Origin of the sequence: Burkholderia sp. Bp8991, assembly GCF_003853795.1 — a bacterium.
GTDB lineage: Bacteria > Pseudomonadota > Gammaproteobacteria > Burkholderiales > Burkholderiaceae > Burkholderia.
This window is the reverse complement of record NZ_QTQJ01000020.1, coordinates 99,024-118,414: the sequence shown is the minus strand read 5'-3', so window position 1 is coordinate 118,414 and position 19,391 is coordinate 99,024. Positions and strand designations below refer to the sequence as shown.

The 19,391-nt window shown below is 62.8% G+C and carries 17 protein-coding genes; 7 read left to right on the top strand and 10 right to left on the bottom strand.

The features are described from left to right. Positions 1-133: 133 nt before the first annotated feature. Genes DIE02_RS22635 through DIE02_RS22610 form a run of 6 tightly spaced genes read left to right on the top strand, consistent with a single transcriptional unit; the run spans position 134 to position 5,889 of the window. A complete protein-coding gene (locus DIE02_RS22635; RefSeq protein ID WP_124484776.1) occupies positions 134-1,228 on the top strand; it encodes an ABC transporter substrate-binding protein in 1,095 nt (364 codons plus the stop codon). A gap of 16 nt (positions 1,229-1,244) precedes the next feature. Further along, positions 1,245-2,138, top strand: a complete 894-nt coding sequence (locus DIE02_RS22630; protein ID WP_124484775.1) for a branched-chain amino acid ABC transporter permease — start codon at positions 1,245-1,247, stop codon at positions 2,136-2,138. Beyond that, on the top strand, positions 2,131-3,018 hold the full coding sequence (locus tag DIE02_RS22625; protein ID WP_124484774.1) for a branched-chain amino acid ABC transporter permease: 888 nt from the start codon (positions 2,131-2,133) through the stop codon (positions 3,016-3,018). Before DIE02_RS22630 ends, DIE02_RS22625 begins: the two co-directional genes overlap by 8 nt. Then, positions 3,015-3,797 carry an ABC transporter ATP-binding protein gene (locus tag DIE02_RS22620; protein ID WP_124484773.1) on the top strand — a complete coding sequence of 261 codons (783 nt, stop codon included), beginning with the start codon at positions 3,015-3,017 and terminating at the stop codon, positions 3,795-3,797. Before DIE02_RS22625 ends, DIE02_RS22620 begins: the two co-directional genes overlap by 4 nt. Further along, a complete protein-coding gene (locus tag DIE02_RS22615) occupies positions 3,794-4,513 on the top strand; it encodes an ABC transporter ATP-binding protein (RefSeq protein WP_124484772.1) in 720 nt (239 codons plus the stop codon). Before DIE02_RS22620 ends, DIE02_RS22615 begins: the two co-directional genes overlap by 4 nt. After that, positions 4,510-5,889 (top strand): MFS transporter, encoded by a 1,380-nt coding sequence (locus tag DIE02_RS22610; protein ID WP_124484771.1) that lies wholly within the window; start codon positions 4,510-4,512, stop codon positions 5,887-5,889. Before DIE02_RS22615 ends, DIE02_RS22610 begins: the two co-directional genes overlap by 4 nt. 215 nt (positions 5,890-6,104) lie before the next feature. On the opposite strand, the gene DIE02_RS22605 is transcribed toward DIE02_RS22610, so the two are convergent. Then, positions 6,105-7,163 carry a porin gene (locus DIE02_RS22605; RefSeq protein ID WP_260426175.1) on the bottom strand — a complete coding sequence of 353 codons (1,059 nt, stop codon included), beginning with the start codon at positions 7,161-7,163 and terminating at the stop codon, positions 6,105-6,107. A gap of 459 nt (positions 7,164-7,622) precedes the next feature. On the opposite strand from DIE02_RS22605, the gene DIE02_RS22600 reads away from it, so the two are divergent. Continuing rightward, the gene (locus DIE02_RS22600; protein WP_260426176.1) at positions 7,623-8,360 is read left to right on the top strand and encodes a helix-turn-helix transcriptional regulator; all 738 of its coding nucleotides are present in this window, start codon (positions 7,623-7,625) and stop codon (positions 8,358-8,360) included. 63 nt (positions 8,361-8,423) lie between these two features. Here DIE02_RS22600 and DIE02_RS22595 read toward each other — a convergent pair whose 3' ends face one another. The 9 genes from DIE02_RS22595 to DIE02_RS22555 form a co-directional block, all read right to left on the bottom strand. Further along, complete coding sequence (locus tag DIE02_RS22595) at positions 8,424-9,131, bottom strand: ABC transporter ATP-binding protein (RefSeq protein WP_260426177.1); 708 nt, start codon at positions 9,129-9,131, stop codon at positions 8,424-8,426. Next, positions 9,128-10,903, bottom strand: a complete 1,776-nt coding sequence (locus DIE02_RS22590) for an ABC transporter permease subunit (protein WP_124484770.1) — start codon at positions 10,901-10,903, stop codon at positions 9,128-9,130. Before DIE02_RS22590 ends, DIE02_RS22595 begins: the two co-directional genes overlap by 4 nt. Further along, positions 10,881-11,726 (bottom strand): branched-chain amino acid ABC transporter permease, encoded by an 846-nt coding sequence (locus DIE02_RS22585; RefSeq protein ID WP_124484769.1) that lies wholly within the window; start codon positions 11,724-11,726, stop codon positions 10,881-10,883. Before DIE02_RS22585 ends, DIE02_RS22590 begins: the two co-directional genes overlap by 23 nt. A 4-nt stretch (positions 11,727-11,730) precedes the next feature. Then, positions 11,731-12,915 carry a substrate-binding domain-containing protein gene (locus DIE02_RS22580; protein ID WP_124484768.1) on the bottom strand — a complete coding sequence of 395 codons (1,185 nt, stop codon included), beginning with the start codon at positions 12,913-12,915 and terminating at the stop codon, positions 11,731-11,733. A gap of 36 nt (positions 12,916-12,951) precedes the next feature. Continuing rightward, entirely contained in the window at positions 12,952-14,373 is a 1,422-nt protein-coding gene (iaaH, locus tag DIE02_RS22575; RefSeq protein ID WP_124484767.1) for an indoleacetamide hydrolase, read from the bottom strand. 198 nt (positions 14,374-14,571) lie between these two features. Beyond that, complete coding sequence (locus DIE02_RS22570) at positions 14,572-15,804, bottom strand: MFS transporter (RefSeq protein ID WP_221622556.1); 1,233 nt, start codon at positions 15,802-15,804, stop codon at positions 14,572-14,574. Positions 15,805-15,953: 149 nt separating this feature from the next. Beyond that, a complete protein-coding gene (locus DIE02_RS22565) occupies positions 15,954-17,006 on the bottom strand; it encodes a carbon-nitrogen hydrolase family protein (protein ID WP_124484766.1) in 1,053 nt (350 codons plus the stop codon). A 151-nt stretch (positions 17,007-17,157) separates the two neighbouring features. Beyond that, entirely contained in the window at positions 17,158-18,117 is a 960-nt protein-coding gene (locus DIE02_RS22560) for a helix-turn-helix domain-containing protein (protein WP_124484765.1), read from the bottom strand. Between the two features lie 83 nt (positions 18,118-18,200). After that, on the bottom strand, positions 18,201-19,346 hold the full coding sequence (locus DIE02_RS22555) for an alpha-hydroxy-acid oxidizing protein (RefSeq protein ID WP_124484764.1): 1,146 nt from the start codon (positions 19,344-19,346) through the stop codon (positions 18,201-18,203). Positions 19,347-19,391: the final 45 nt, after the last annotated feature.

Sequence of the window (19,391 nt, the reverse complement as noted above, 5' to 3'; positions counted from 1 at the left end):
TTGTTCATTCCAAGGCACTTTACGGACCTCGCAACATTCGTCCAAAAAATGTTTGCCAACGATTTTTGTTCTGTGATTCTGTCGACACTTCTGTATTTCAAACGCAATTCAACACATGTTCAGGAGCGCAAAAATGAAGCTGGGTTGCTGGAGTCTCGGGATCTGCGTCGCGCTCGGCGCGTGGACAACATTTCCTGCGTACGCCGACGTGAGCGTCGGCGCCGTGTTGCCGCTGACAGGCGCGAGCGCGTCGATCGGCGAGGACCAGCGGCGCGGGATCGAGCTCGCGGTCGCGAAGATCAACGCGCAAGGCGGCGTGCTCGGGCAGAAGCTGCAGGTACGGATCGAGGATTCGGGCGGCACGGCTAACACGGCGCTCGACGCCGCACGCAAGCTGGCGACCGTCGAGCGCGTGCCGCTCGTGCTCGGCGAATTTTCGTCGTCGGTGACGATCCCGATCGGACAATTCCTCGTGCGCCAGGGCGACGTGCACGTCAACATCGGTTCGTCGAGCCAGCAGGTCCGCAAGATCGGCGCGGGCTCGTTCAGCACGATCGGGCTCGACGACCAGTCCGCGCGCTTCGCCGCGCAGGACGTGTACGACCGCAAGCTGCGGCGCATCGCACTGATCGCGCCGAACAACGGTTACGGCCAGGGCATCGCAACCGAGTTCAGGAAGCGTTTCGAGGCACTCGGCGGCACGATCGTCTCGACGGTTCTCTACACGGAAGGCCAGTCGACCTACCGGCGCGAACTGGAACAGGCGTCGCGCGCGCAGCCCGACGGCTACGTGTACAGCGCGTACGGGCAGGAAGCCGCGACGCTGAACCGGCAGGCGTTCGAAATGCGCCTCAACCAGCGGCCGTGGTACGGCATCTACCTGACGATGTGCACGAGCGACACGCCCGCCCAGATCGCCCAGGGGCAGATCGGCCTGGAGGTCGCGGCGCTCGGCGGGAGCGCCGCCGCGTACGCGGCGGCCTATCGCGCCGCGTATCACGAGGCGCCGCGCTCGGCGTTCGGCAGCTACGCGTACGACGCCACGATGCTGTCCGCGGCGGCAATCAACCGCGCGCACTCGGCCGATCCAGCGAAGGTGCGTGCGGAACTCGCGGCCAGCCAGCCCTATGACGGTGTGACGGGCACGATCGCCTTCGATGCCGACGGCCAGCGGCTCGTGCAGCCGTACGAGAAGGTCGTGTACCGGCAATCCGTCGTCGCCCAGTAGCCACCGGGAGAACGCGATGCTGCAGTTCCTGATCGATGTCCTGATGCGCACGTCCGACTTGTTGCTGGTATCCGTCGGCCTGTCGACGCTGTACTCGCTGATTCGCTTCCCGAACATCGCACACGTCCAGTACGCGATGGTCGGCGCGTTCGCGACCCTCGGGTTCGAGCGCATCGGCATGCCGTTCCCGCTTGCGACCGCCGTGTCGTGCGCGCTGGTCGGCCTTGCCGCGACGCTGCTGAACCTGTTCGTGTTCACGCGCCTGCTGCGCTCCGGCAGCGCGGTCGCGATGATCGGCTCGCTCGCCGTTTCGCTGCTCGCCGTCGCGCTGATGCTCGGCACCGCCGGCTCGCGGCCGCTGCAGTACGCGCAGGCGGTGCGCCCGCCACTGATGGTCGGAGGCGTCGCGATGTCGTCCGCGCAGGCGGGTTCGGTCGCGTGCGGTTGCGTCGCGCTCGCCGTTTTCGCGCTGCTGCTGTACCGCACCCGCCTCGGCCGTGCGATGCGTGCGCTCGCGTCGAATCGCGCGCTCGCGCTCGCGACGGGCATCGATGCGCGGCGCGTGACCAACGTGATCACGTTCGCGAGCGGCGTGCTCGCGGCGCTCGGCGGCACGATGCTCGGCGCGACTGAAAGCGTGCACGTCAACCTCGGCTACGGGCTGCTGATCCCGGTGTTTTCCGCCGCGATCCTTGGCGGTCTCGGCAATCCGCTCGGCGCGGCGGCCGGCGCATTCCTGATCGCGCTTGCCGAGACGACCGCGCTCGATGTCGACTTCGGCGGGCTGGTCGGCCGGCCGGTCGCTTTCTTTCCGGTCGAATACGTCGGCGCGGTGTCGTTCGCCATCCTGCTCGTCGTGCTCGTGTTCCGGCCGTATGGAATCTTCGACGGGGAGGTGCGTCGTGTCTAGTTTCATCGTCCATCTGCTGACCGTCACGTGCCTGTACGCGACGATGGCGCTCGGCCTGAACCTGCAGGCAGGCTACGCAGGGCTCGTCAATTTCGGCTTCGTTGCGTTCGCGGGGCTCGGTGCTTACGCCGCCGGCATCGCTTCGCAGCTCGGCTGGCCGCTGCCGGCCGCCGTGGCGCTCGCGGCGGGCGCGGCGAGCGTGCTGGCCGTCTCGATCGCGCGGCTCGGCCGACATCTGTCGGCCGACTATTGGGGCATCGCGACGCTCGCGATCGCCGAGATCCTGCGCACGTTCGCGCTGAACGAGGGCTGGCTGACGGGCGGTGCGCAGGGTATCGGCGGCATCGCGCCGCTCTTTCCCGAGCTGCGCGCGCCGTGGGCCGATCTCGCGTTCCTCGCCGTCGCGGCCGGCGGCCTCGCCGTCGCCTGCGTCGCATGCCGGCTGCTGACCACCGGCCGCTTCGGTCGCGCGCTGAAGGTGATGCGCGAGGAGCCCGCGCTCGCCGTCTGCTTCGGCTACGACCCGGTCGCGCTGAAGACCTGGGCGAGCGTCGCGGGCGCGCTGCCCGCGGCGTTCGCGGGCGCGCTTCTCACCTGGTACATCAGCTACGTCGGCCCGGATGCGATGGTGGCGTCGGAAACCTTCGCGCTGTGGACCATCGTCATGGTCGGCGGGCTCGGCAGCCACGCCGGCGTGCTGGCCGGCGCGCTCATCGTTCAGGCGGTTTACGCGTTCGCGCCGTTCCTGAAGGACTGGCTCGGCGTCGGCAGCGACCTCGCGGGTGCGGTGCGCCTCGGCCTCGTCGGCCTGATGCTGCTCGCATGCGTGCTGTGGCGCCCGCGCGGCCTCGTGCCGGAACGGCTGGAGGTTCGCCCATGAGCGCCCTGCTCGACCTTGAAGGCGTCACGATCCGCTATGGCGACAACGCGGTGCTGTCCGACCTCTCGCTCGCCGTCGGCGACGGCGAGATCGTCGGACTGCTCGGGCCGAACGGCTCGGGCAAGAGCACTGCACTCAATGCGATCACGGGCTTCGCGCCCGTCGCGGCCGGCGCGATCCGCTTCGCCGGGCGTCGCATCGACACGCTTGCGCCGTACCGGATCGCACGGCTCGGCATCCGCCGGACGTTCCAGTTGCCGTCGATGCCCGCGCGCATGTCGGTGCTCGAACTGGCGATGGCCGCGTCGTCGGCCCGCCACGGCCCCGTCGCGGCACTGCTGCGCAGCCGCGCGACACGCACGCTGGAAGCCGCGACGCGCGCACGCGCCACCGCGCTGCTCGAGGAACTGAAGCTCGCGCACGTCGCCCAACTGGGCGCCGCGGCGATCTCCGGCGGCCAGAAGAAACTGCTTGGCATCGCGTGCGCGATGATGACCGAGCCGAAGCTGCTGCTGCTCGACGAACCGACCGCGGGCGTTCACCCCAACCTGCGCGGCGAACTGGTCGCCGAGCTGCGCCGCATCCGCGGACTGGGCGTCACGCTGGTCGTGATCGAGCACGACATGCACTTCATCCGCGAGCTGTGCGACCGCTGCATCGTGCTCGATCGCGGCGCCGCGATCGCCGACTGTCGTCCCGCCGAACTCGAAAGCAACCGCCGCGTGCTCGATGCCTACCTGGGCCGGGCCCATGCGCGCCATCTGATGGGGGCGTCATGATCGAAGTTCGCGACCTGGTCGCCGGCTACACGGCCGACATCGACATCCTGCACGGCGTATCGCTGTCCGTCGGGCCGGTCGACATCGTCACGATCCTCGGCCCGAACGGCTGCGGGAAATCGACGCTCCTCAAGGCGATCGCCGGCTTCGTGCCGCCCCGCGCCGGCACGGTCACGATGCATGGCCGCGACATCGCGCGCGTGCCGGTACACCGCAAGATCCGCGAACACGACATCGGCTTCGTCCCGCAGACCGACAACGTGTTCGGCGCGCTGACGGTGCGCGAGAACCTGATGCTCGGCGGCCACGCGATGTCCGCGTTCCCTCGCGAAACGCGGATCGAGGAGCTGTGCGAGCAATACCCCGTCCTGCGGCGCCGCTATCGGTCGCCCGCGGGCGCGCTGTCCGGCGGCGAGCGGCAGATCGTGTCGCTCGCGCGCGCGCTGATGCCGCGCCCGGTGCTGCTGTTGCTCGACGAGCCGTCGGCCGGCCTGTCGCCGAAAATGGTCGACGAGGTGTTCGACGCGATCGTACGGATGCGCGATACCGAGCACGTCGCGGTGCTGATGGTCGAACAGAACGCGATCGAGGCGCTGCACATCGCCGATCGCGGCGTGGTGCTGACGATGGGTCGCGTCGCGCTGACGGGCACCTCGGCCGAGCTGCTCGACAGCGACGAGATGCGGCGCCTCTATCTCGGCGGGCGCGCGGCATGAGCACGAACGCCGCGCCCGCAGCCGGCGCGACCGGCGCGCCTGCCGCGCGGCCGGCACACGTGCTGGTCGCGCTTGCCTGCGGCTTCGTGATGGCGATGCTCGACGTGACCATCGTGAACGTCGCGCTGAAGGCGATGCAGGGGAGCCTCGACATGTCGCTGACAGCGCTCGTCTGGGTCGTCGACGCCTATACGCTCAGCTTCGCCGCGCTGCTGCTGTTCGGCGGCGCGCTCGCGAACCGTTACGGGCCGCGTGCGATCTATGTCGCCGGGCTCGCGCTGTTCGTCGCCGCGTCGGTGCTTTGCGCGGCCGCGCAGACGAGCGGCATGCTCGTCGCCGCGCGGCTGCTGCAGGGCGTGGGTGCCGCGCTCTTCATGCCAAGCTCGCTCAGCCTGCTCACGCTGGCGTTTCCGGCCGGGCCGGTGCGCACGCGGATGATCGGCATCTGGGGGGCGCTCGTATCGGCGGCGATGGCGATCGGGCCGTGCATCGGCGGCGTGCTCGTCGACGCGATCGGCTGGCGCGGGATCTTCTGGGTCAACCTGCCTGTCGGGCTCGCCGGACTGTGGCTCACGTGCCGCCATGTCGAGCATTCGCCGCGCCATCCCGGCCCGCTGAACACGATCGGCCATCTGCTCGGCGCGCTCGCGCTCGCGGCGCTCAGCTATACGCTGATCGAGGGGCCGGGCACCGGTTGGCGCTCGCCCGCCATCGTCGCCGGCGCGGCCGCGACGTTTGCCGCCGGCGCGGCATTCGTGTGGCGCGAACGTCGCGCCCGCGACCGGATCCTGCCGCCCGCGCTGCTGCGCAACCGGCGCTTCGTCGCGGGCGGACTGCTCGGGCTCGCGATCAATTTCGGCATCCTCGCGGAAATCTTCCTGCTGAGCCTTTACCTGCAGCAGACGCGCGGCGCGAGCGCGCTGCGCGCCGGCTTCGAGCTGTTTCCGCTGATGGCGATGTTCGGCATCGGCAATCTCGCTTCCGCCCGCGTGAGCGCGCGGCTCGGCCCGCGCGGCACGCTGCTCGCGGGCCTCGCGCTCGCCACGCTCGGCAGCGCCGCGCTGATCGGCATCGAGGCACTGCCCTACACGACGCTCGCGATCGCGGTCGGCATCGCGAACTTCGGCGCGGGCCAGGCCATCCCCGCGATGAATCTCGTCGTCATGCAGTCGGCCGGCCCCGCGGACGCGAATCTGGCCGCCGCATCGCTGAACGCGAGCCGGCAGATCGGCTCGCTGGTCGGCGTTGCGATCGCGTCGGTCGTGCTGCACGCGATCGCCAGCCCGGAGCGCTCGACCGCGGCCGGTTTCGCCGTGATCGCGAGCGTCTACCTGGCCGGCTTCGCGATCGTGTTCAGACGCATCGACCCGGGTTGACGCCCCCGCGGGCCGCCCTTCTTCATGACAGCGAGGACATCATGCACACAGCGACTGGCCGCAAGGGATGGTGGATTCAACCGGTCGATGCAACACACTAGACACTGCCTAAGCAGTGGCTCGAGCTTCTCTGCATCCGACAACACTCTGGACTGTGCCCCTTCCCCAACAGATTGGTGAAGCTCCAGTTCGCCATCGGTCTTGCCCCGCAACAGTTAGAACTTGTGCCGAATGCCAATTCTCGCCGCAGTCTGAAAACTCGTGCTGGACGGCGACCCGAGCGCTGCTTCGATTTGAGCGCCGTGTGCATGATCATGCGCGAGCGCCCCAACGAAATAAACGTCCGTGCGTTTGGAAATGAAGTAATCCGCCCCGATGGTGACCTGATTCGCGCTGCCGACCCCGTTATTGCGCTCTTGAAACTGGAACCCTGCTCCAAGCGAAAGATCTGGCCTGACAAAGTAAGTCATGCCACCGTCATAGGTCAGCGCCCGAGCTTTGGTGCCGCTGCTCAACTGGACATCGGTCACTACGCCGAATATCTGGGCTTTCCCGAGACTGTAAGTTGCACCGCCTGCGTATTCCGTCAAATTCGCGGAGTTTGTCGCGTTATGCTGCTTGAAATACGACAGCGATGCGGCGAGCCCACCTTGACTGTAGTTCAGCAGAAAATTCATCGAGCTATTGGTGCCCAACGAGCCGGCGACATTGCCGAAACCATACATGGCGCCGGCACTGAAACCCGAAATCTTTGGCGAGAGATACTTCACCGAGTTATTGACGTTATCGCCCCACAGTCGGTTATCAAGCGTATACCCGCCAGCCGCATACGCCGGGATTCCCCACCCCAGGATGCCCGCTGCCGTGTTTCCTGCGATCGAGTACGCCGGGAAAATATCGCCGATGAAGTCGTATTGCCGCCCGAGCGTCAGCGTCCCGAAGCGCCCGTCAAGGCCCACGAAGGCTGCACGATTGAACAACAGCCCGCTCTGCGCCAAGGCCCCGTTGGAAAGTTGAAAGCCACTTTCGAGCGTGAAGATCGCCTTGAGCCCGCCCCCCAGGTCCTCTTTACCCGTCAGCCCCCACCGATCTCCCTGCGAAGACCCGGACGCAAACTGCACGAGCGCGCCATGTCCGGTGCTCGACGTCGCATTGTTCGTGTACGTAATGCCCGCATCCACCAGCCCGTACAGCGTCACTGAGGACTGCGCATGTGCCGCGCCGCACCCAACCGCGGCGCAGACAACCATGCTTCGCTTGATGACCATATTCATATCGCTTTCCTAATTTTATAGCGTAGTTTTCGTTGACGAGAATGACTGAGGAAAACGTCCCGCTGGAAATGCATCGGAATCGTTTGGTCAATGGGCAGGCGTCTCCGGGTAATCCTGCAGCTTGCCTCACTACAACGAACAGTCTCAGCACGTCCGCTTCCCACTGTGCGTCTACTCTATGAGCAGCTTTTTTTGAGCCCCATCGTTAGAAATGTCGACACGAATTCCCTGGCCTCCCCCCTCGCTCACGAAATTCGAAGGCCCCGGCGAGCGTCCCTTTTTGATCTGTAGGTATGCCGTGGATCCAGCTGAGACATGAATGCAACGAACAGGTAGAGGAAGCGAAGTTTCGTTGCCGATCAGCATTTTTTCCCTGCTATGCTTGACGTGTAATGCGAGCCTGTCTTTCAAGGCTGCCGCGCATGCTGTCTCTTGATTCTTCCTACCGATGAGGCACCCTTGAAGCCACCAGTTCACGACCTCACGCTCGACGAACTCCGACTTTTCGGGGACATCATCGGACGGCTCGAAGAGCTCGGACCGATGGTGGATGTAAGACGCGTCGTTTTGCCAGACTTGACCCGGCTGCTGCGATCCGATTTCTGCGTCTCGTACAACTGGGATGCAGAAAAAGGAACATACGTCGACCCGATCGCGGTCAATGTCGACTCCGATCATGTGCGCCGCTACACGAGCTGGTACCAGCACAATGACCCGATGACGGCGCAGCTCTGCAAGATGCGCAAAGCCACCTTGGTGGAGGAGGTCATGGACCGACCTGCACTAGAGAAAAGTGAGTTCTATAACGAGTTTCTCGCACAGGATGGTTTGCATCACGGGATCAACATGTTTGTTTTCGACGGCGAGCGCCAGCTCAGCGATCTGAGAATCTGGCGGACACAGGATCGACCTGAATTCGAGATGCGCGACAAACTCGTGCTCGATGCGCTCGAGCCGTTCCTTTGCCGCGCCATCAAACGTCGGGCAGGTAGTGCAACGGGTCTCACCGACCGTGAGAGCGAGATCGCGCAACTTGTCGCGAAGGGTTGTACCGATCAGGATATCGGCCGCCTGCTCTGCATCAGCTTGTCGACCGTGCGCACCCATTTGCGGCGGATCATGGACAAGAAGGGATTCTCCAACCGCGCGGAGCTTGCTGCTTCCGTCGCCGCGGCTAGAACGACCGCGCCGTCATGAGTGTTGAACGGCACGATCGACGATCAGGTGCACGCGACGCGACGAATCGTTTGATACGGAAGACTAAACCGCCAATACGGCTTCGAGCTGGTCGCGAGACATATCGATCGAGTCGCCCGACAGCACGATCTCTCCATGATCCAAACCGATGAAATTGTCGGCGATCGAAGTTAGAAACGTCAGATTCTGTTCGACAACCACGAACGCCGCTCCTTCTGCGGTCCGAGACCGGATAACAGACGCCATGCGCTCCAGGTTCTCCTGCTGAACCCCTTCCGACGGCTCGTCGATCAGCGTGAGAGGCGAACGCTCCGCGATGATTCTGGCGAAGGAAAGCAACTTCTTTTCACCACCGCTCAGCTTTCCAGCCGGCTGCAACAACCGCTCTTGCAGACGCGGGAAGATCCGGAACAAGTCGTCGTATGCGTCCAGGCTTCTTGTCTTGAATCCGAGTGTCAGGTTGTCTGCGACGCTCAAATTGTCAAAGACAACCCGTTCCTGCGGCGCGTAGCTCATCCCCAAACGTCGTCGCTGATGCGACGGCACTTTGCCGACTTCACCCCCGTTGACGGTTACGGCACCGGACATGGGCCGGATGACGCCCGTCAAAGCGCGCATCAGCGTCGACTTGCCCACACCATTGCGGCCGAATACACCCAGGACGTTACCCGCAGCCACCTCGCCGCTGATCCCTTTGAGCACCATCGTGTCACCATAGCCGGCGACGATCGACGAAAAGCTCAACATGGCTTCTCGCTGGCGTTCGCTCATTTTCTTCCTCCTGAGTAGACAGCCTTGACCTCTGCCGACATCTTGATCTGCGACAGAGACCCGACCGCGAGGCTTCTTCCCTGATGAAGCACCACCACGTTGCCGGCGATCTTTTCGAGCGCGCTCATGTCATGCTCGATCACGATGGCTGACGCCTCCAGTTCGCCGACGGTCGACGTGATCGCGTCCATCATGTGACGGGTTTCGTGCGCCGAGAGGCCCGCGCACGGCTCGTCGAGGAGCAAAAGACGCGGCTCGGTGATGGCCACCATCGCGAACTCCAGCATCTGGCGCATCCCTTGAGAAAGATCTCCCGCACGAACAGCCATATTCGATTCAAGAAACCCGAATTTTCCAAGCGTGCGGACGCGTTGAACCGAATTCCAATGCAGGGGCGCCGCAGTCAGCATCTCTCGAGGACGGATCCGATTCGCCCACAGGGCGATCTGAAGATTCTTGTCGACGGACAACTGGGCGAAAACCGTGGGAATCTGAAACTTGCGGCCGACTCCCAGTCGGGCGACCTGCCAGGCCTGAGAGGACGAAATCTCGGCCCCGCGAAAGTGGATTTCGCCTGAACGGACTGGCAAGCGGCCCGTCATTGCATTGAACGTCGACGTCTTCCCGGCGCCATTGGGGCCAATGAAACAATTGATGACCCCGGCTCCCACCTCGAGATCGAGCCCGTTGAGAATGTTGACGCTACCCTGGCTGACTTCCACCTTCCTGAAACTGAGCAGCGTGGATTGAAGCGGTCGTATGTCAATCGTAGCGATGTCGGGCGCATTGGCCCGTTTCTCCGGAATCGTGTTCGCGACTCGCAGACCCGCAATTCGGGCAAGCGCAGCGGCCATGCCGGCCAGGCCATCGGGAAACAGCCGCACCACACCGATGAAAATCAGCGCAACCAGCACTTCCCAATAGGTAAACAGATCACGCCAGGTCGCTGCGAGCAGTCCGATCACGACGGCACCGAGTTGCGCGCCCAACGGACTGCGCTTTCCCCCGACGGCCGCCCAGATGACAAACTGCGCTGACAACGCCACGCCGACCGCCTGAGGACCGACGAGGCCCTCATGAGGCGCATACAGCGCGCCCCCCAAACCTGCGATCGCGCCCGATAGGCCAAAAGCGGCAGCCTTCAGTTTGTGTGTCGCGAATCCAAAGAACTGGAGGCGATCTTCATTCTCTGAAGTGGCGGCCCAGAGCGTCCCGATCGGTCTGCGGTTCAACCAGGTGATCAGCGCCGTGACGACAACCGCAGCCGCGGCGATCACGTAATACAGGCTTCCATACCTGTCGGTCATCGGCAGATCGGGGATATCGGTCAACCCATTGAAGCCGCCGGTTACGCTGCTCCATTGATTGGCGACCAGAAACCCCAACATGCAAAGCGCAAGGGTAATCAACGAAAAGAACGGCCCACTGTCGATCCGGCGCGCAAAGACGATCAATCCGATTGCATAGGCCAGGGCCGCCGGTACTGCAATTGCAAGCGGAAGCATAATGATCTGCCATTCGCCACCGGCCGCGGCGGCGCAGCGCAATACAAAGGCGCTGACATACGCACCCAGCCCGAAAAACAGGCTTTGGCCCAGCGGCAAGAAGCCCGCATTCCCCCAGCACAAAGCAACGCTTTGCGTGGCCATTCCATACAGCAACAGAAGCCCGATCTGGTTTGCGCTGTAATCACCGGCCCACCGCGGCAAGCTGAGAAGAATCGCCGCCGTGACAACCTGGAGGGCCGTTTCAACGGCGCGAGACGAGGCCATTTGGGCGACTCCACAAGAAATAGATGGACAGGATCAGGACAGCGGTATAGCCCGACGTCTGATCGATGAAACTCGACACCGCGACCTGCGTCCCTCCGATGACGAACGTGCCTACCGCGAGACCGAGCAGGCTGCCCAGGCCACCGACAACGAGCACGAAAAACGAATTGAGCAGATAGTCGAGGCCCATGTATGGCTCGACCCGCACGATCGGTGCGAGAAGCACCCCCGCCAACCCGGCCAGCACCACACCCGTAATGAACGTGCCGCTGGCCAGTCGGGTCGTATTGATGCCGGCTGCCTTGGCAAGAAGCGGATTCGCGACCATGCCTCGAATCCGCGCGCCCGTCTGGCTGCGGCTGTACCATGCGGCGAGCCCCGCGAATGCCAGGCCCACCGCGAGCATCATCGCGAGCCGGAATGCCGGATACTGGGTGCCAAGGACATCCATCGATGTGCCATCCGCACCCGTCACGTCCTGGTAACCCTTTCCGAACAATGCGACCACGCCTTCGCGCAGTAGGATCGAAACGCCCCAGGTTGCGAGCAAGGTGTCGAATGGCCGCTCATACAAAGGGCGAACCAGCAGGCGCTCGACGATCCATCCGACAGCAGCGCATACGACGATCGCCAAAGGTATGCCAAGCAAGGCGGGTAACCCGAGACGCTGCACGACGACCACCGAATACGCGCCCAGCATGATGAACTCGCCATGTGCCATGTTCAACACGCCCAGCAGCCCGAACACGATTGCCAGACCTATCGTCGTGAGCGCGAGGGCCGCGCATGCGTATCCGAGATTGAGAAGATGGGAAAGCAGCATGACTTCAACCCGCACCCGCTCCGCTCGCACAGGTTTCGGCCGAGCTCAGTTGTGAGAACGTCTTGACGACGTCGTATCGGACGCCTGATGCCTTCGCGAGGAAGATGTCGGCCGTCACATTGCGCGACTTCATCGTGACCGCGCCGCGCGGGCCTGTGTAACTTGCGCCATCGGAAGTCTTCGTCAGATCGCCGATCGACGCGGAATTCGCCTTCCTGGCCATGGCGTCATACATCAGGATGCCCTCGTACGTCGACTCGCCGATGCTGCTCAAAACCGCCGAAGCACCGAACTGCTTGTGATAGCGCTCCAGAAACTGCCCGGACGTGGCGGTCGGCGTCGAGAAAAAGCCGGAGGCCGAGTAGAGGTTCCTGGAGTTGGACGCACCGATGCCGATCAATGTGTTTTCTTCGACCATCGTGCCGAAGCGGATCATCTTGTCGCTGAGACCGAAGCTCGCAAAACTTCGGTTGAACGTGACGGCCGACCCGCCCACCAGCGTGATGAAGACCGCATCCGCCTTGCTGTCCCGGATTTTGCCGAGTACAGCGTCGAAGTTGTCGACGTCGAATGGAACGTACTCTTCACCGACCACGGCCGCGCCGGAACCCTGAATCGCCTTTTTCGCCACTTCGTTCGACTTGCGCGGCCAGATGTAGTCGTTGCCGATCAGGAACCAGCGCTTGACCTGGTGTTTGGCGGTCAGCCACGGAATGACCGGCGCCAGTTGCTGCGCAGGCGTCTCGCCAACGAAGAACGTGCCCTTCGCGCAATCGCCGCCCTCGTACATCGGGGTATAGAAGTAAGGCACCTGGCCTCGGAACAGACTTTCCAGCGCCGTCCGGACAGCGCTATCGTGCGATCCGACAAAGACCTCCGCCTTGTCGCGCTTCCAGAGGCGGAGCGCCGTCTGCGCCGACTCGGAAGGTGCGGCGCCGGCGTCGCCCACCAGCAACTCGAGGGGGCGCCCCAAAACGCCCCCGCGCGCATTGATCTCGTCGATTGCCAACGCCGCACAGTTTTTGCAGGCTTGACCGAAAAATGCGGCCGGCCCGCTCATCGGCGCCATCAGCGCCAGCTTCAGCGGCTGGTTTGCCGCGCGTACCGATGCCGGAACGAGCCCCCCGACGCCCACCGCGGCACTTGCAGCACCGAGCGCAATACTTTTCAGGATATTTCGACGATTCATTTGCTTGCCTTTCTCGTTAAGCCGTTGCCGGATGAATCAAACGTGTGCGTCGAGACGCGGGAACGTCGCGGCACACAGCACGCGCTCCATTTCCTTGCCGATCTGCAGGATTCGCTGATCCGAATACGGAGCACCGTCCAGCGCCAGTCCAACCGGGAGCCCATCCTGGGTCAGACCTGCGGGAATGGTGATGCCGGGTACCCCGGCATTGCTGCCTGGTTCGGTATTTCGCGTGTACGCGGCAAAGACATCGAGCGCTTCAGACCCGACCGCCACGGTTTCAGAGCCGATGTTGCAAGCCGGAATCAGGACGGTGGGAAATAGCAGCGCGTCGGCCTCCATTTCGCGAAGACACGCCACGTAAGACGTGCGCGACCGCTCTCGCGCGAGAAGCGCTTCGGTATATTCGGCCGCGGAAATCGCACCGGCCCCCAGGATGTCGCTGACGATGCGGACTACATCCGGGCTTTTGATCCGGGCAACGATCTCCGGGAACGTCACAGCCACGCCACCTGTTTCCAGATAGCGGCCCACGGCACCGCCAAACTCGAAAAACGGGATGGTTGCGCTCTTCTGCGCACGGAAAAACGGATAACGTCGCAGGTCTACGTCAACCAGTTCGAAGCCTGCATCCTCGAGCTTCTGCAGCGCATGTTCGAGTACCGGCCGCGCATCGGGTGACAGCCCCTCCCACAACGTCGAGTACGGGACTGCCAGGCGAAAGTCACGTGCACCGTCGACAACGGGAGGCGCTGAACCACTTCCGGACAGGATCTCGTCCAGCAACAACATGTCGGAGACGGTTCGGGCAATCGGACCGACCGTGTCGCGCGTGGGCGATATCGGTACGACTCCCTCTGACGGATAGCGTCCATGCGTGGGACGAAAGCCGACCAGTCCACACAGCGCCGCCGGTATTCGCACCGATCCGCCCGTGTCGGTGCCGAGCGCCGCCGGCACCGCACCACTCGCCACCAGCACGGCAGACCCGCCGCTGCTTCCGCCAGGAATTCTGGACGGGTCATACGGATTGCGGGCCGGGCCGAAAAATCCGTTGTCGTTGGTGCAGCCGAAAGCGAGTTCGTGCATGTTGGCTTTGCCCGCGACCAACGCACCCGCTTCGATCACGCGCGCCACGACCGGCGCGTTCGCTCGAGGTACGGCGTTGCGCAGCGCTGCCGTTCCAGCGGCTGTCGGCATGCCCACGCAGTCGATGTTGTCCTTGATTGCCAATGGAATGCCTGCAAGTGACATCCGGCCTGTTCGGGCTGCGGGAGATTCATCATGCGCCCGCGCCGATTGCAACAATTTCTCCGGGTCGACATACACGAACCCGTTCAGCGACTCGGTTTCAGCCTGTCGATCCATCAGCGCCTGAACGTATTCCAGGCAGGAGATCTCGCGTCGATCGATCGCACCTTTGGCGTCGACGACTGAAAGCTGCGGGAGGGTTGGCATCTACGTCTCGCTTACATTTCGGTCTTCGTAGATTGCGCGCCTGCTTTTTTGCAGCGTATCGTCAGAAATGACGACGACACGCTCAACCGTGGCAGCGTCACCTCACCGCGCCCGATACAGCCCCGCGACCGACGTCGGCGGCCTTGATCGCGCGAGTCCCCGCAAAGGTCTGAAATCCGCCTGCTCTTTGCCGAACGTTCAGACCGTGTCGATGTTCGAGACGGAATGCTTCGACGTCGCGGCCGGCACCGTTTCATCGAGAAACATCCCCACGAAAGCGCTCACCAACGACACCCCACCGACGATCAGCATCGGATAGCCAAGACCGAACGTGTCGGCGAGCCCGCCAGCCACCACCGGCATCAGGACTCCACCGATGAGTTCACTGACAGCGGTAGGAACGCCTACGGCGGAGCCAGTCAGCGTGGACGGTACGGATTCGCATGGAATCACGGCAAGAAAGAGCGGTGCGATGCCGAAGCCGCAAATCCCGGCAGCAAAGAGATTCGCGAACATGACGATCGGAGAAGCGTGACAAAGAACGAAAGCCAACATCAGGATGCCGTAGCAAGTCGCAGAGACGACGAGCACGATCCGCCGCCCGAGCCGATCAGAGATCGCCGGAACGGCGATCATCCCGATAAACCCGCCGAAACCCCATCCGGAGATGATCAGGCCGACCGTGCCGAGGCTGAGGCCCGCCACTTTGGTCAGATAGAGCGCGACGAACGTCGAGAACACGAACAGGCCCGTCTGGAAAAGCGATCCGATGACCGTGGTCAGCCAGATGTTCTTGTATCGCAGCACGGTCAAGGGGCCGCCCGATGCCGATCGGACCTGCTTGTCGCGATTTGCCTCCGACTTCCGCATGGTCCTGCCGATCAGGAACGTCAGCAAAAGCCCCGGGATACCGAGAACGAAGAACACCCACTCCCAGCGCATATGCATCGCGAGCTGGGTAGCGATGATCGGTCCAAGACCGATACCAAGAAGGGGGAAAAACGACTGGTGAATGCCAAGATTCAAGCCGCGCCGACGCGGCGTCGATATCTCGTCGATGGTCGCAACGCTGGCGCTGAAGACGCCCCCCTCTCCCACGCCGAGGAGGCCGCGCACAAGCAGCATGCTGTGGAACGACTTGGCGACACCGGTAAAGGATGTCATCACCGAGAAGAAGATTGAAGAACCGAGCAGAATCTTGCGACGCCCATGGCGGTCGGACAGACTCCCGAGCACCCATGTCGAAACTGCCCAAGTCAATGCGAGAACCGAGGCGATGGCGCCTGCCTGCGTGTTGTTCAGTTTGAGCTCCGGCAGCAGCACCGGAAACAGGTACACGATGACCAGACGATCGAGACCGACGATTCCGAACAGCACCGCAAGAAAGATGACCATCTTCCATTCGTAGTCTCGATTTTCTTTGTAGTTCATATCGACGTCCTAAATATATGGTCGAGACCGGATTGCTGTTATTTCGAAAAAACCGTCCGGTTTCAATCGATATCAAGCAAACACGGTAGCGACATGAAAACCTCTGACCCGGCTCGCCATGGCATGACATGGCGAACTCGATGGTCCCGTTACTGATCTACGCCACTTCCCGCAAGCTCGGACAAGCAGCCGTTGTCTGATGACGTTTGAGCATCGGCGCGCGTCTCCACCGGCGTTCTGTCGAGAGTCTCGGCGAAAGGGGGGCGCGGCCGCCGATCGATCAGCAATCGCAGAACGTCCGGCCGCGAGTAATGCCCCGCGGGATCGAAAACGCACTTCGAAAGCGATTGCAGGCCGAGATCGATGTTGGCGTAGAGCAAGCCTTCTGCGGTTTCGTCGATCTTTTCGAACAATTCCGCCCCGTCAGGCCCGTATCCAACGCTATGGCCACCGCCTGGCCGCAACAGCTGACGTTTGTCCGCGGTGTCACACAGACTCTCGACCATCTCTTCGGTGACGACTGTCGAAGGCGCAAGGACAAAGCACCCTCCTTCGACGGCGTAGGTTCGCGAAACCGCGTTGTTCACCTGGTGGCTCAATGCGCTCGCAAATTCATAGAGGGAAAAGCTCGGCCAGGCGGCAACGTGGACCTGTTCGCCTTGCGCATACATGGCGGCTTTGGTCAAAGGTTGCACGTGCTCGGCACAACAAAGCGCGCCGAGCTTTCCCAGCGGACTGTCGACCACGGTCAAGCCACTGCCCTCCCCGTCACCGAAAACCGTCCGTTCGAGGTGTGTGGGCTTGAGTTTCTGTCGTTGCAGGAGTGTTTCCCCGTCGGGGCCGATAATCCATTGGGAGATATACAACGAGTGGCCCTTGCGCTCCGAGAGTCCCATCACCACCGTGATACGGTTTTTTCTCGCCGCGTCCCTCAGGGCGTCGGCTTCCGGACTGTCGTAGCTCAGTGAGTTGTCGAAGTAGCGCTGGACATAGCCTTTGCTCATATACCAGGCCGGGGTACCGAGCCAGACATAGAACGGATAGCCCGGCAGCCAGACTTCGGGGAATGCGATCAGGTCGGCGCCGGCCTGCGCGGCCTGTTCAATCAAGCGGATGGACTTTTCGATTCCGGCCTGAAGATCGAGGAACGCCGGGGCGGCCTGCACCACAGCCGCTTTATATTGGGGATGGTTGAGAGCCAAGATATTCCTCCACGACTCGCGGGCGGGACGCCCGCAACGTTGTAGATGAAGTGTCCCGGGCCAATATGGCGGACGCTTGACTCTGACAGAACAGGATTTTCACTTTTGCTGCCAGCAGGTGGGATCGCTGTCGCAGCCAACTCAGGACGCTTCAGAAAGCGTCGCAATGCTTCGCACGGTAGTCGCGGGCGGACATTCCGAAGTGACGTCGAAACGTACGGCTGAAATGCGATGCATTATTGAAACCCCATGCCATCGCAATATCGGTAATCGAGCGGTTTGCGTAGGCGCGCTGCTGAAGCCACTCGCCGCATCCATTGAGTCTGGTCGTACAGATGATCTCGCCTATCGACTCTCCGGCCTCGGCGAACAGTCGGTAAAGGTAACGGCTGGAAACCCCAAGCTCATCGGCGATCTGTTCGGGTCCCAGTTCCGGTTCGTGGATACGATCCTTGATGAACGCACGCGCCCGGAGCAGATGCATCTCCTTCACGTTGGATTTCGGCAGGGGAACCGTGTTGAAATGATCGGCCAGCGCCAGGGCGACCAGATTTGCGGTCACATCGGCAAGCTTCCCGCAGCCGGCCACGGCGCCTTCGTCTGACGAAAGCGCTCTGTGCAGGGATGCGATATGGTCGGCCGCGACGCGGCGGATCCCCGTCGCCGCGGGAATCCTCACTGCCGTATGCTGCCGGCCACACGGCACCAATTTCTCCAGCGCCCTGCGCGGAAAGCGGATCGTGTAATGCTCCCCGGAAAAATGCCACGCGAAATTGCGCGACGAGTCGAACAGCACCATGTCGGTAGGGTCGACGAACGCGGTGCGGGCATCCTGCTCGATTGCACCTCGCCCCTCGATCTGTATCGACACGAGCAGGTAGTCGTCCGCCGTGCGCCGCACTTCCTCCCAGTCATGCGCCGCAACGTGATCGACCGCCGAGATCCGTGACACGCACACTCCGTCGGTGTTCACGCTGGAGATCTCGCCACGAAATCCCTGATCGGACTCGGTCCTGAAAACCATGGGGACGCAGCTGGCCCGAACCTGATCCGCCCATGCCACAAGCCGGTCGTCGCGATGGTATTGATCCGTAGTAATCACTTGATTCATGGCACAAGATTCCGACTACAAATACGCGGGATAGCGATCCCGAACAATTGCGCATCCAGAATCCCGCGTCAATGCGCAGTAACCTATGACGGTCGCTTCGAAATGTAGCTGCGATCGAGCTCCCCGACCGAGCGGCAACCGATGAGGGCGAGCGTCCGGTCTGTTTCCCGTTTGATCATCTCGATGACGTCGCTCACGCCGATTTCCCCTCTGGCTGCCAACCCGTATAACGTGGCGCGCCCGAGCATCACGGCATGTGCCCCCAAGGCGATCGCCTTGACGACGTCAGCCCCTGTCCGTATCCCACTGTCGAGAATGACAGTCGTTCCCGAGGTGCGCTCGACAATATCCGGCAGCACATCGGCTGTCGCGGGCAGGTCGGCGAGCTGCCGGCCGCCGTGGTTCGAAACGATCACGCCGTCCGCGCCGAGCTCGACGCACCGCGCGGCGTCGTCGGCCGTCACGATGCCCTTGACGAGGAGTTTGCCCGGCCATTCGTCCCGCAAACGGCGCAGGTCGTCCCAACTGAAGCTCGCATCCATCTGTCTGCGAAGAATCGCTGCCTGGGAGGCCGTGTCCGATGCATCGTCCGTAGCGAAATTTCTCAACTCCGGCATGCCGTGCATCAGATAGGACCAAAGCCAACGCGGGTGCGACAGTCCGTCGACGGCCGCGCGCGCACTTGCCTTGAACGGCATGGCAAAGCCGTTGCGAAGATCGCGTTGGCGAAAACCGTTGACCGCTACATCGGTGGTGAGGATCAAGGTCGAATAGCGAGCCGCGCGGGCACGATTGACCAGGCTCTTCGCGAGGTTGCGATGAACCACATACAGTTGAAACCACAGTTCTCCGTCGGCTCCTTTTGCCACCTCTTCGATGGACATGTTGGAAGCCGTCGATAGCGCAAAGGGAATACCGGCCTTGGCCGCCGCACGCGCAAGTGCGAGGTCGCCCTTGGGCCAGAATGCGCTATTGAGACCCGTTGGTGCGATCACCAGCGGTGATGGAATCCGCTGGCCTAAAAGTTCCACCGACTGCTCTCGTATGCTGACATCCGACAGCCGGCGCGGCAACAACTGCAATTTATCGAACGCCGAACGGTTGTGCCTCAGTCCCGATTCATCGTCCGCCGCGCCTTCCAGATAGTCGAACACCATTCGTGGCAGCCGCCGTCTGGCTTCGTCACGATAGTCGCTGACGGAGAAAATGCCGGGAAATCCTGTTGTCATGATTGACGTACTGTCGGAGTAGATCGTGATGCGAAGAACACGAGG